Origin of the sequence: Rosenbergiella sp. YN46, from assembly GCF_036620675.1 — a bacterium.
Lineage (GTDB): Bacteria > Pseudomonadota > Gammaproteobacteria > Enterobacterales > Enterobacteriaceae > Jejubacter.
The window spans coordinates 1-13,164 of sequence record NZ_JAZHEE010000042.1; the positions used below are offsets into that span (position 1 = coordinate 1).

Here is a 13,164-nt window from a genome sequence, read left to right on the forward strand (position 1 = left end):
CCGGAAACGAGTGAGCGTTTCCGGATTCTTACACAACTATTGGATCGATCAACCGATCCTTAACTGATCGGCATTACAGCTTTCAGGCTGCCGTTTTTTTATCCATTTTTCCACAAGCTGACGCGTATCAGTAAGTGGATCATCCCATCAACTATGGCCCTTCCCTACGGAAAGCTCAAGTGAAAAAACCCCTCTTCCTGTCCTGCCTCACAAAACGATTTTGTTGACAAAACGTGACGTATCTCCGTGATTTAGATCACACATTTTGACATTAGAAGCGGTATGCTGAAATCACCAAGACGGGAAAGACAAGAGGTAAATTTATGACAGTGAACATTACCAGCAAACAGATGGAAATCACCCCGGCAATCCGCCAGCATGTCGCAGACCGTCTCGCCAAACTGGACAAATGGCAAACTCATTTGATTAACCCCCACATTATTCTGTCCAAAGAGCCGCAGGGATTCGTGGCCGATGCTACTATCAATACCCCTAACGGCCAGCTGGTCGCCAGTGCGAAACATAACGATATGTATACCGCCATTAACGATCTTATCGCCAAACTGGAACGCCAGCTAAATAAAGTGCAGCACAAAGGCGAAGCCCGCCGCGCCACCGCTTCCGTGAAAGATGCAGCACCCATAGCTGACCCGGGGGTCTGATTTTTATCACGACTGTTTCACATAAGGAGCGCGCCTTCGGGCGCGTTTTTTATTGACAGAATGAAACGAGTATAGTTACTTTAAAACCCGGCCCCAAATAGAACAGATACCATGAAACTTCAGCCGTTTTTCTTCGCATTCTTCTTTTTTACCTTCCCCTGAACGGGAGGCGTTTCGTCATGTAAAAAGAATGCGAAGACGAACTGACAGGCCTCCCAAACGGGAGGCCTTTTTTATGATAACGACAAAAAGGTAGCACTATGAGCGACAATCCCCTGCTGGCCCTGCGTGACAAAATTAGCGCGCTGGACGAAAAATTACTGGCTCTGCTGGCCGAACGCCGCCAACTGGCGCTCGAAGTGGGCGAAGCCAAGCTGGCATCCCACCGCCCGGTGCGCGATATCGATCGCGAGCGCGACCTGCTGGAACGGCTTATCACCCTTGGCAAACCTCATCATCTGGACGCCCACTACATCACCCGTCTGTTCCAGCTGATTATCGAAGACTCGGTGCTGACCCAACAGGCGCTGCTGCAAAAGCATCTGAATAAAATTAATCCGCATTCCGCGCGCATCGCCTTCCTGGGGCCAAAAGGTTCATACTCGCACCTGGCGGCGCGCCGCTATGCGGCCCGTCACTTTGATGAGTTTATTGAGAGCGGTTGCAGCAAATTTCAGGATATTTTCCAGCAGGTGGAAACCGGGCAGGCCGACTATGCCGTAGTACCGGTAGAAAACACCAGCTCAGGCTCCATCAATGACGTTTACGATCTACTACAGCACACCTCGCTTTCTATCGTCGGCGAACTGACCCTGCCCATCGATCACTGCGTACTGGTCGCGACCACGACCGATCTGGCGCAGATCGACACCGTCTACAGCCATCCCCAACCGTTCCAGCAGTGCAGCCAGTTTATTAACCGCCATCCACACTGGAAGATCGAATACTGTGAAAGCACCGCCGCTGCAATGGAGAAAGTCGCGCAGTCCGGCTCGCCGAAGGTCGCCGCTCTGGGTAGCGAAGACGGCGGCGCGCTTTACGGCTTGCAGGTGCTGGAGCGCAATCTGGCCAACCAGACCCAGAACATTACCCGTTTTCTGGTGCTGGCCCGTAAGGCTATCGGCGTTTCCGACCAGGTGCCGGCCAAGACCACTCTGCTGATGGCTACCGGCCAGCAGGCGGGCGCACTGGTGGAAGCGCTGCTGGTGCTGCGCAAGCACCACCTGATTATGGCAAAGCTGGAGTCGAGGCCGATTCACGGCAATCCGTGGGAAGAGATGTTCTATCTTGATATTCAGGCCAACCTGGAATCACCGGAAATGCGCCAGGCACTGCGTGAACTGGGCGAGATTACCCGCTCCATGAAGGTGCTGGGCTGCTACCCCAGCGAGAACGTGGTGCCGGTGAATCCGGCATAGCAAAAAAGCCCGCTCTGCGGGCTTTTTATTAGCTGAGGGTTACTTACGGCTGTCGTTCGCCTGGCGCAACAGCGCCCGGCTTTCGCTCTGAAAGCGCGGCGCATAATCGCCAAACCAGTGCTTCACGCGGTTAAAGCTGTCGATAAATGCCTGCTTATCGCCGTTTTCCAGCAGTGCTATCGCCTCGCCAAAGCGTCGGTAGTAGCGCCCCACCAGCGCCAGATTCTCCTGAGATGCCATAATGATATCGGCGTACAACTGCGGATCCTGGGCAAACAGCCGCCCCACCATCGCCAGTTCCAGTCGATAGATCGGCGAAGAGAGCGCCAGCAACTGCTCCAGATCCACATTCTCTTCCGCCAGATGCAGGCCGTAAGCAAAGGTTGCAAAATGGCGCAACGCCTGAATAAAGGCCATGTTTTGATCGTGCTGCACCGCGCTGATGCGGTGCAACCGCGCCCCCCAGATCTGAATCTGCTCCAGGAACCACTGATAGGCTTCAGGCTGGCGTCCATCACACCAGACCACTACCTGTTTGGCAAGGCTGCCGCTATCTGGCCCGAACATCGGATGCAGCCCCAGCACCGGGCCGGAGTGCGCTGCCAGCATCGCCTGTAGCGGCGCATTCTTCACCGACGCCAGATCCACCAGAATACAGTCGCGCGGCAGCGGCGGCAGTCTGGCGATCACCGCCTCGGTCAGATGAATAGGCACGCTAACGATGACCATACCGGCATCCTGCAGCAGCTCGTCGGCCCGGGGCCAGTCTTCCTGTTCAAGGATACGAACCTGATAGCCGGACAGGGTCAGCATCTTCGCAAACAGCTGCCCCATCTGGCCACCACCGCCGACAATCGTCACCGGACGCAGCGTCGGGCACAAGGTCTTAAACCCCTTATCATTTTCGCTGGAATAGGATTCACGCATGACCCTGCGCAGCACATCCTCGATAAGATCCGGCGGCACACCAAGCTTTTCCGCCTCAGTACGTCGCGACGCCAGCATTGATGCTTCACGCTCGGGAACGTATACCGGCAAGCCGTAGCGGCTTTTAACCTCGCCCACTTCGGCCACCAGCTCCAGCCTGCGGGCCAGCAGCGCCAGCAGCGATTTATCAACCTCGTCAATTTGATCGCGTAACGCGGTCAGTTCAGCAACCATGAATAACCTCTTAACCCAGACGCGCCTTCAGCGATTTTCCCAGATCGGAATGCAGCTCACGCAGCAGCGCCTGCGTGGTTTCCCAATTAATGCAGGCGTCAGTTACCGATACCCCGTATTTCATTGCGCTGCGCGGCTGCTCCGATGACTGATTCCCCTCATGCAGGTGACTTTCCAGCATCAGTCCGATAATCGAACGGTTCCCATCTTTGATCTGAGCGACAGCGGATTCCGCCACCGCCGGCTGACGGCGGTAATCTTTATTTGAATTACCATGGCTGCAATCTATCATCAGCGCCGGGCGCAGTCCCGCCTGTTCCATCTCTTTTTCGCACTGGGCGACAGCATCCGGCCCGTAGTTTGGCGCCTTGCCGCCGCGCAGGATCACGTGGCCATCCGGGTTACCACGGGTTTGCAACAGGCACACCTGGCCTGCCTGGTTAATGCCAACGAAGCGGTGCGGCATGGCGGCAGCACGCATGGCATTGACCGCCGTCGCCAGGCTTCCATCGGTGCCGTTTTTAAAGCCCACCGGCATAGACAGACCCGATGCCATCTCACGATGAGTCTGGGACTCCGTGGTTCGGGCGCCGATAGCAGACCAGCTAAACAGATCGCCCAGGTACTGCGGGCTGTTGGGATCGAGCGCTTCGGTCGCCAGCGGCAGCCCCATTCCCACCAGTTCCACCAGCAAGCGACGCGCAATTTTCAGTCCTTCTTCCACATCGAAAGAGCCGTCCATGTGCGGATCGTTAATCAGCCCCTTCCAGCCCACGGTGGTACGGGGTTTTTCAAAATAGACGCGCATGACCAGATAGAGGCTATCGCCAACCTCTTCCGCCAGAGCCTGGAAGCGACGAGCGTACTCCAGGGCCGATTCAGGATCGTGGATAGAACAGGGGCCGCACACCACCAGCAAACGCGAATCGCGTCCGGCGATAATATCGCTGATCGTCTGGCGAGAGCGGGCTATCTGCTGTGTTTGCTCAGCGGTCAACGGGAAAGCAGCTTTCAGTTGATCGGGGGTGATCATTATCTGTTCTTCTACGATGTGGACATTGTTCAGCGCGTCTTTTTGCATGATGGCGATCCTTAATAAAACGTTGGCGATATAAGTTTCCCCCAGGGGAGACGCTACCATAACCGCAAAAGGTAAACATTTCAATCCATAATGCGTAAATATTAGTTTACACGTGGATATTTAACCGGGATAAATCGAAAAATAAGTAACCATAACTTTACACCCTGTTTTTCTCATTATTCCGCAATCATGGAATGGAGAATCACAGTCAGAGGATTTTTCCTTTATGCATCATAGATATCCGGGAGAGCCGAATAGTTATTTATCCATGATAACCAATTCCATGGTTTATATATTTCAGTAACATAGGATGATTCGTACTAACCATTTAAATAATGACGCAATAAATGCCAAATGTTATTATCACGAAGTAATAACAACCATCGGTCAGACAGAACCCATTTATCTGGTGAAATAATTAGCAATGAAATTATGGAACCCGTGTGGGTTACTTCTGGCAACAGGTGCTACCTTGTTGTCTGCGGGCGATGTGAGCGCCGCGAACGCCTCTCTGGGCGCGTCGGTTCGCACCATCGTCTCCGGCATTATCAGCTACACCCGCTGGCCCCAGGGCGTTAGTAATCCCCGGCTGTGTATCTACAGCAGCGCCCGCTGGGGAAAAGTGCTTAGCCAGAAAATAGTACAGCAACCGCTGCCCTATATTCCGGTACAGGTAAAAAATAATAAAGAAGCGTTGGCAGCAGAATGCCATGCCATTTATTTTGGCAACGAAAGTGAACGACAGCAGATGCAATTAATAGCTGGTTATCAATCTCATCCTTTATTGCTAATTGGAGAGCAGGATCCGCAATGCATCATGGGTAGTGCTTTCTGCCTGACTTTTCACGGCGAACAGGTGGGTTTTTCCGTTAATCTGGACGCGCTGGCCCGCAGCGGTGTACGCGTCAGTCCGGATGTTTTAATGCTGGCACGCACGCGGATCCCACACGATGAGTAATATGCTTATCCCCACAGGACGCCCTACTTTCCGGCGCATTCTGCAACGTATCAGTACACTCAGCGTCGCTATCGCGATGATCGCCTGCTGGCTGTTTCTGAGCCTTGCTTCTGTGCTGACGCTAAAGCAATACGCCCAACAAAATATGCAATTGCTGGGGGCAACCGTCAGCCACAGCCTGGAAGCGGCCATTGTTTTCCAGGATGCCAGAGCGGTTCACGACACGCTCTCCACGCTGGGCCGTCAGCAGCAGTTCGCTTCCGCCGTAGTACGGGACAGTGAAGGCCGCCTGATAGCTCGCTGGCCGGCAACGCCACGCCCCCATCCCCAAACGCCCAACGCCCTGATTCAGCGCTGGCTATTGCCCGATCCTGTTATTCAGACCGTATGGCATAACGGAATCCCCGTTGGCGAAGTGCAGCTTACGGCAAAAGGCCGGATCATCACTCACTTTATCTGGCTGTCGCTGGCGTTATTAACCGGCTTTCTCATTCTTGCATCGGCCCTGTCACTGGCCATCAGCCACTATTTCCACCGGGGTCTGGTTCAGGCATTGCAGAATATTACCGAGGTGGTACACGACGTACGCCAGAATCGCAACTTCACCCGACGTGTGAAACCCGAACCCATTGAGGAATTTCAGCGCTTCGGTGAAGACTTCAACTGTCTGCTGGATGAGATGGCGCTGTGGCAGCAACAGCAGCAACGTCACAGCGACTTCCTGCGTAAAAGCGCGCTGCACGATCCGCTAACCGGTCTGGCTAACCGCGCAGCCTTTCGCGAAACCCTGGAAAATGTGCTTTCCTCCGTGCAACAGCCTCCCCGGCACGCTCTGCTGTTTATGGATAGCGATAACTTTAAGCAGATTAACGACACCTGGGGACACGCTGCAGGCGATCGCGCGCTTAAAGAGATAGCCCGCCGCCTGCTGCGCTTTTCCACCCGACGCTATCCCACCTTTCGACTGGGCGGCGACGAATTCGCCATGCTTATCGATAATGTCGACAACGACCAGCAAATCCAGCAGGTTATCGCCCGGCTCAACACCCTGTTCGTTCCGCCTGTGCTACTGCGTAACGGCGCTGCGATTACCCTCTCCCTTAGCATCGGATACGCCCTGGTGGAGCCGGAGTCCACGCCGGCCAGCCTGCTGGAGATTGCCGACAGCAGCATGTACCACAATAAGAAACAGCGCCGTGCGCTGACCCGTCAGATACAGGAAACATCGTCATGAAAAGATTAGCCTGCGCCATTGCCCTTAGCACATTACTGCTCGGCGGCTGTCAGAGCCAGCAGGGGACATTCTCGCCTCAGCAAATCGCCGCCATGAAGTCATACGGCTTTAGCGAAAGCGACGAAGGCTGGTCACTGGGCATGTCAGAAAAGATTCTGTTCGGCAAAAATCAGGCGCGTCTGACGCCGCAAAGCAGGAGCCAGATTGCCACCATGGCAGCCAGGCTGGCAGCGACCGGCATTACCCACGCCCGAATGGATGGCCATACCGACAACTATGGAGAAGCGGCCTATAATCAGGCTCTATCGCTGAAGCGCGCCAATGCCGTCGCCGATGCCTGGGCCGAAGGTGCCGCGATCCCACGCAGCAACCTTACCGCTCGTGGACTGGGCCAGGATTATCCAGTCGCCAGTAATAAAACTGGCGCCGGGCGCGCCGAAAATCGCCGGGTGGCAGTCGTCATCAGCGCACCCTGACCATCAGGCGTCGAGCGGCGCCTGAGCCCTTGCCCGATACCAGCGAGCCAAATCCGCCGCCAGAAACAGCATCAGACTCCCCCCCATAACCGGTAGCGCCATGCCGAGCAGCAACGCCGTCACAAGCGTTACGCCGCGGCCAAAAGATCCTAACTCCAGCCAGGCGTTCACCAGCGTCTGCGCCGGATTGGTCTGCCCTGGTACCGGACGGCGGCGCCACCACATTCGGTAACCCAAAACGATCAGCGTACAAAGCGCAGCGCCAAAGGCGACCAGCGCCAGCTGATTTACCAAACCGAACAAAATCCCCATATGGAAATCAACCCCCCAGCGCGTCAGCTTCGCCATGAGCGGAAATTCACTGAAGCGCGTCCGATCGATAACCTCCAGAGTGTGGGGATTTACCGCCACGGCATCCACCTGGGTTGGCCAGCGCCTGTTGATTTCGCCGATCGTCCACGCCCGATTCGCCGAAGCCGCTGGACGAATCTCCACCTTTGCCGCATCAATGCCGGCCTGGCGGGCCGCTGCCCACACGGAATCGAACAGCCCGTTGTCCAGACCTGGCCCCCCCACTGCCGTTTCCTGATGGATGCCGTGATGTCCGTCATGGAGATTGTTAGCGCTCGGATCGCCGTTCAGCGACGCATTCACCTGCGGCGTCATCCAGTTCATCGCCGCCCGCAGCTGGTTCACATTTTCACCTGCCCAGCGCGACCAGGTCAGCCCGGTGGCGGAAAAAAGCAGCAACCCAGTCAGCAGCAGCCATCCCAGTCCCACGTGCCAACGGCGCTGACTGATGCCTCTCTTCTGGCGAGCCGTTTTTCGCCGACGCGGCGGCCGTGTCAGACACCAGAGCGCAATGCCGCCCAGCGCTGCGACCCACATCCAGGAGGCCGCCAGCTCGCTGTAGTTACGCCCGATATCCCCCAGCCACAGTGAGCGATGCAGATTATCAATCCACAGACGCAGCGGTAGAATCCCGCTGGTGCCGTAGACCGTCATATCGCCTTTCACTTCAAGCGTAATGGGATCGATGAACAGAGCGCGAGTTTGCGAAGCTCCGAGCCGTGGATCGATGAACATCACCCGTGTGGTCTCGCCCGGCTGCGGTGCCGGACGCACCGCCTGTACCGGCAATGCATTACCGGCAGCCTGGCGTGCGACCGCCACCTGCTCCGCCAGAGAATGAGGCGCTCCCTGGGTACCTGCCGTCAGGGCATCGCGATAAATCCATGCCTCAAACTGCGGCGTGGCAACATAGAGCGTGCCCGAAAGAGCCGCAATAAAGATGAAAGGCCCAACGAACAGGCCGATATAAAAGTGGAGCCGCCGCAACAGGTTTACCCATGCCTGGCGGGATGCACGTTGAGTCATTACTTTTCCTTTATACAAATCATGGCGGGCCGCAGCCCGGAGGCGGCAGCCAGAACAAAAGGTTAGGGTAATACGCTCAGCACAGGCGGGGCACGGCACGGCGGTCGGGACCAGAGGAGTCGGGAAAACGCACGACATGCAATCGGGGTGGCAACCACGCGCCAGCGGCCACCTCTGACGATCGGCAACGCCAGTAGCGGCCAGAGAATCCCGGGCACGTGGCTCAGAAGAACGCAGTAGCCGCAGGCTTCGGCGTGATCGATATGCTGACCGGCGGCGTCCGGCATCATCATGCCAGAATGCATAACGTGGCCAGCGGGACTTATGTCGGCAGCAGTATGGTGACGCAGCGCTATCGAGATCTGCGGCGCCACCACGATAAGCACCATGGCGAACAGCGCAAGTCGCGCCGCGTAGCGCACCATCCTGCCCGAAAGTCTCTGCACCCGTTATCCACCTGCCAGCCTGGAAAGGCGGCTATTGTAATGGATTTATTTCCGCACGGTTAATAATGTGGGCAATTTTATGCCTGCCGCAGGGATGCCAGCCCCGGGACACCACGGGCGCTATGGGCCGAACTGACGCCATCGATCACCGCGCTGGCGACCGCCTGGGCGGCCAGCATACCGACAAGGGTAATCGACGCCGCCACGCCGCCGGTGGTGGCGGCAAACAGCGTATCGCCATCGCTCATGGTGTGCACCGGCCAGATGGTTCGCGCCAGGCCGTCATGGGCCATCTGCGCCACTTTGGTCATCGCGCTTTTATCCAGAGAAGCGTTACAGCAGACTACGCCTATCGTGGTATTAGTACCTGAAGGAAATTCCGCGCCTTCTTCGGCCTTCAGCGCCAGAGCGGGTAAATCCAGCAGTCGTCCCGGCCGATCGCAGGCCCCCGCCAGTCGCTGGCCGTTATCCGGGTTTCGTACTTCTCCCAGCGCATTCACCACCACCAGAGCGGCGACTTTTAGCCCGCCGGGCCCCGTCACGCAGGCGCTGCCGATCCCCCCTTTCATCGCCCGTGATATACCGATCATCTTGCCCAGCGTAGCGCCGGTGCCAGCCCCGATATTGCCCGACGCAAACGACATGCGGGAAGCCTGTTGCGCCGCCCGATACCCCATATCGGCATCGGGACGCACCCCGGGATCGCCAAAATTGAGATCGAAGATCACCGCACCCGGAACGACGGGCACCCGACCATAGCCGGTTTCGAATCCTCTGCCCTGCTCTTCCAGCCAGCGCATAACGCCGCTGGCTGCATCCAGCCCAAAGGCGCTACCGCCGCTTAGCAGCAATGCATCCACCTTTTGAACCGCGTTAATGGGATTCAGCAGATCGGTTTCCCGGGTTCCCGGCGCCGCGCCCCGTACATCCACGCCACATATCGCCCCTTGTTCGAACAACACCACGCTACAACCGGTCTGTGCCTCAGCATCCTGAGCGTGCCCAACGCTGACGCCCGGAATATCGCAAAGCGATCCCGCCATAATTACCGCCTCTGTTGCATTACACCTGCTATGAGTATGAGCGCTATGAATAAAAACGGCTGGCGATCCTGTTCGATCGCCAGCCGTAAGGGGCTGGTTGAAAAATCAGAACTGATACTTCAGGCCCAGCATCCCCTGGGTATCGCTATAGCCCTTGTCGCCCAACTGCTGAGCCACGTTGCCCCACAGGTTCAGACGCCGGGTTAGCTGTCCCTCAACGCCCACTTTCAGCTCACCGATGTTTTTCGCGCCGCGCATCTCGTTGGTCACATTGCCCATCTTCACGCTGTAGTTCTGGGTGTTGTGGATCCAGTTGGCCTCAACGAACGGCTGGAAGGTACGATTTTTACCGTCATCGACCTGGCTGTGGCCGCTGATATAACCGCGTATACCTACCCGAGTCAGCCAGTTGTCGCTGGTTGTGTCCGAGACCCGGGTACCGTTATGCTCACGGTGATTTTTGGCATTCACCCCCATCCAGACAGCCTGCGCTTTCGGTTGAATCCAGTAGCTGGCGCGTGCACTTTCACCCAGCTTAAAGCTGTAGCCGCCTTCCAGCGAGGCGGTAAAGCCGCGGGATTTATACTTCTCTGTCTCCAGATGGTCGCCCATCACCTTATTATCGAACCAGTTATAGAGTATCCAGCTATCCAGATAAGCGCCGTTCTTATCGGCCTGACTGGCATACCAGGTGCCGTACAGACCCACGCTGTAGCCGGTAACCTGGCCGCGGGAACCATAGTCGGTAATACTGGAGTGGCTGCGGCTGCGGCTATTACCGTAACCGGCCATAGCACCGAGATGCCAGCGATCCTGGCCATCACGGCTCCACTGGGCCAGATCGCCGCCGATCTGTATCACGTATCTGTTGCTACGGGTATGCAGTTGGCCACTGCGATCCTTAAAGCGGGTATGTCCCCCTACATGGCGCATCCACAGGCTGGTAACCTTCTGTTCGCCGGTCAGCGCATCGGTGTAGCGGGTTTCCCCCAGCCGATCGTGCAGCCGGGTGATAAACAGGGTGTTGGCCGCAGAGTTGTTAGCGATATAGCTGGCAGATTCCGGACGGTACTGATGTACCGGTTCGGGCTGCGGATTATGCGGTTCCGGGATCGGTTCTGGTGTGGGTTCCGGCGTTGGCTCTGGTGTCGGCTCCGGGACAGGCTCTGGCGTAGGTTCCGGATCGGGCTTCGGTTCAGGTTCAGGTTCAGGTTCAGGCTCCGGCTCAGGTTCAGGCTCAACCGGCGTCACATAGCTGGTCAGATACCAGTTTTTCTCTTTCTGCACCACGTTATAGTCATAAGCCCCCGCCACAATACGGCCCTGTTTGGTAAAAACCCCGTCAGAATTTCCGGTGACGCTGACAATCTCAATCCCTTCTACCGTCTGTTCGCCGGTTCCCCCCACGTTATTGATCGCCACCAGGGTATTTCCCGCCGTGTTGCCCTGAACGATCAGCTTATCCGTGGGAGAGTCGTCGCCATTCAGGACGGTGTTCAGCGCCAGTACACCATCAGTGCCGGTATAATCACCAGCCACCGTCAGCGTCTTCGGGGTAAAAGAAGCGTTGTCTGACGGCGCGCTGTATTTCAGCGTTGCGCCATTGAGGGCCAGGGTCGTCACGACGGAGTCGCCAGTCATGTTCCAGAGACTGTGATTTCCATTGATGGTCAAATTGATAATACCGCTGTTAGCATCTTTCAGATTCCGGGCCCAGCCGTTAAATAAAGAGCCATCCACCATCGATATATCGATAGTTCCCCCATTTTCAGAGAGCAGGTTCCCACTTACCGAGTAGACTCCAGCCTGTGCAGTGATAGTCCCCCCATCCGCATACAGGGCAAAACTCTGCTCCCCCGCTGCAGACAGGCTGCCTCCCTGAGTTAAATTGACAGCACTTTGAACGCGATCGACATAAACCGCATGGGCAGCCGCTCCCGTCGTTGAAAGCAAGATATTGCCGCTAACCATAATCGCATTATCAGTGGCATTATCTGCCCCCCTGGCGTAAAGCGCATGAGAGCCATCACCATCGGTCACAACCGAACTGTTTTCCCCTACAGTAATGGTACTGTCAGGCGCAAAAACGTGAATGCCATAGGCACCCTTACCTTTGGTATAAACCTGAGTTCCTTCCCCCAGCGTTAACGTGCTGAGATAGTTTAAATATGTGCTTTTAGTCCCGGTCAGGTATACACCATGCGCCCCATCACCGTTTGTCTCCAGCCTTCCGCCTTCACCCAGCGAGACATTTGCGCGCTGGGCGCGGATATAAGCACCATGGCCATTACCCCCCTCTGTAACGATACTGGCATTATTTCCGATAACGATCTGAGCATCTGCAGCTGTCACAGACAAACCATATGCACCAGCTCCTGAGGACTCAAAATGCGCAGTATCACCGATAGTTACCCGAGACTTGCTTCCGGTTACCGCCAGTACATGCGCATTATCACCCGCCGTTTTCCACTGAGCCTGATCATCCACGGTTAAAATACCATTAGAAGAGGCTACATTAGCCGCTGAAGAGCCCTGCCCCTGGGTGACTATCCTGGATGCTTTTCCCGTCGTCACTCTGGAGCCAGTGCCCCGCAGATAAATACCGTAGGATTTTTCACCCTTAGTTTCTATATTCAGGTTATCCCCTGCCGTAATTTGGCTGGTAAAGTTAGCACGTAATCCATGGGCGCCTTCTTTTCCACTGATAGAACCAGAATATGTTGTCAGTATCCTGGCATCATTACCAATAAACAGAATACTGGCGCCATTCATATTGACGGCATCAGATGAAAGGCCATGAGTGGTAATCGTCAGATTATCCCCTACGCGCACGGTTCCTGCAGCATTTGAGCTAATCAATGTTGAAGGATTAGTTCTAATACCATCTGCTTCATTACCAGAAGTCGTCACAGTAAATCGATTACCAACGGTTGTTAATGAGTCAGGGTTGGTACTATTGACATAAATCCCAAAATGATGTCCGGCAAAATTAGGAACCGGAGAGCCCGTGGTGGTAACACTATAATCATCGCCAACGGTTTCATTCACGTAAACGCTACCGCGCTCGGTAGCGGCAAAAGCGGAATGACAGGAATATACTGACATTACAAATATTGCCAGTGAATTTAATCTTAAAGCGGGGAAACAGGCTATTTTACCGTAACCCCAGGGTAACGAATGTTTTTTCATAATCAATCTTTTCCTTAAGAAAATCATTAACCCAAGCCAGATTCAATACATTCCAGCGTACATAACCACCTCACAACTGAAGAAAAAAACAAGAATCAGCCACCTCTTTATTATAAAGA

At 55.6% G+C, this 13,164-nt stretch carries 12 protein-coding genes and 1 other annotated feature; of the genes, 6 read left to right on the plus strand and 6 right to left on the minus strand.

Annotated elements, in window-relative coordinates; all coding sequences use genetic code 11:
- The first annotated feature begins 323 nt into the window (after window positions 1–323).
- The 3 genes from raiA (at window position 324) to pheA (ending at window position 2,080) form a co-directional block, all read left to right on the plus strand.
- The gene (gene raiA, locus V3W49_RS19975; RefSeq protein WP_500147743.1) at window positions 324–662 is read left to right on the plus strand and encodes a ribosome-associated translation inhibitor RaiA; all 339 of its coding nucleotides are present in this window, start codon (window positions 324–326) and stop codon (window positions 660–662) included.
- Between the two features lie 110 nt (window positions 663–772).
- Window positions 773–899: a sequence feature (Phe leader region), on the plus strand.
- Complete coding sequence (locus V3W49_RS19980; protein ID WP_196240491.1) at window positions 774–824, plus strand: hypothetical protein; 51 nt, start codon at window positions 774–776, stop codon at window positions 822–824. (Overlaps the previous feature by 51 nt.)
- A 23-nt stretch (window positions 900–922) precedes the next feature.
- Window positions 923–2,080, plus strand: coding sequence for a bifunctional chorismate mutase/prephenate dehydratase (gene pheA, locus V3W49_RS19985; protein WP_500147744.1), 1,158 nt, complete (start codon window positions 923–925; stop codon window positions 2,078–2,080).
- Window positions 2,081–2,119: 39 nt separating this feature from the next.
- Here pheA and tyrA read toward each other — a convergent pair whose 3' ends face one another.
- Both tyrA and aroF read right to left on the minus strand, forming a co-directional pair.
- Window positions 2,120–3,241, minus strand: a complete 1,122-nt coding sequence (gene tyrA, locus V3W49_RS19990) for a bifunctional chorismate mutase/prephenate dehydrogenase (protein WP_500147745.1) — start codon at window positions 3,239–3,241, stop codon at window positions 2,120–2,122.
- A 10-nt stretch (window positions 3,242–3,251) separates the two neighbouring features.
- A complete protein-coding gene (gene aroF, locus V3W49_RS19995) occupies window positions 3,252–4,322 on the minus strand; it encodes a 3-deoxy-7-phosphoheptulonate synthase AroF (RefSeq protein ID WP_500147746.1) in 1,071 nt (356 codons plus the stop codon).
- 475 nt (window positions 4,323–4,797) lie between these two features.
- On the opposite strand from aroF, the gene yfiR reads away from it, so the two are divergent.
- The 3 genes from yfiR to V3W49_RS20010 are packed head-to-tail and all read left to right on the plus strand — an operon-like array spanning window position 4,798 to window position 6,990.
- Entirely contained in the window at window positions 4,798–5,280 is a 483-nt protein-coding gene (gene yfiR / locus V3W49_RS20000; protein ID WP_500147747.1) for a regulatory sequestration protein YfiR, read from the plus strand.
- A complete protein-coding gene (gene dgcN, locus V3W49_RS20005; RefSeq protein ID WP_500147748.1) occupies window positions 5,273–6,514 on the plus strand; it encodes a diguanylate cyclase DgcN/YfiN in 1,242 nt (413 codons plus the stop codon). Before yfiR ends, dgcN begins: the two co-directional genes overlap by 8 nt.
- Window positions 6,511–6,990, plus strand: coding sequence for an OmpA family protein (locus V3W49_RS20010; RefSeq protein ID WP_500147749.1), 480 nt, complete (start codon window positions 6,511–6,513; stop codon window positions 6,988–6,990). Before dgcN ends, V3W49_RS20010 begins: the two co-directional genes overlap by 4 nt.
- Before the next feature lie 3 nt (window positions 6,991–6,993).
- Here V3W49_RS20010 and V3W49_RS20015 read toward each other — a convergent pair whose 3' ends face one another.
- The 4 genes from V3W49_RS20015 to V3W49_RS20030 form a co-directional block, all read right to left on the minus strand.
- Complete coding sequence (locus V3W49_RS20015; RefSeq protein WP_500147750.1) at window positions 6,994–8,367, minus strand: PepSY-associated TM helix domain-containing protein; 1,374 nt, start codon at window positions 8,365–8,367, stop codon at window positions 6,994–6,996.
- 62 nt (window positions 8,368–8,429) lie between these two features.
- Complete coding sequence (locus tag V3W49_RS20020) at window positions 8,430–8,813, minus strand: DUF2946 domain-containing protein (RefSeq protein WP_500147751.1); 384 nt, start codon at window positions 8,811–8,813, stop codon at window positions 8,430–8,432.
- Window positions 8,814–8,890: 77 nt separating this feature from the next.
- On the minus strand, window positions 8,891–9,856 hold the full coding sequence (locus tag V3W49_RS20025) for a P1 family peptidase (RefSeq protein WP_500147752.1): 966 nt from the start codon (window positions 9,854–9,856) through the stop codon (window positions 8,891–8,893).
- A gap of 105 nt (window positions 9,857–9,961) precedes the next feature.
- A complete protein-coding gene (locus V3W49_RS20030; protein ID WP_500147753.1) occupies window positions 9,962–12,688 on the minus strand; it encodes an autotransporter outer membrane beta-barrel domain-containing protein in 2,727 nt (908 codons plus the stop codon).
- Window positions 12,689–13,164 lie beyond the last annotated feature (476 nt).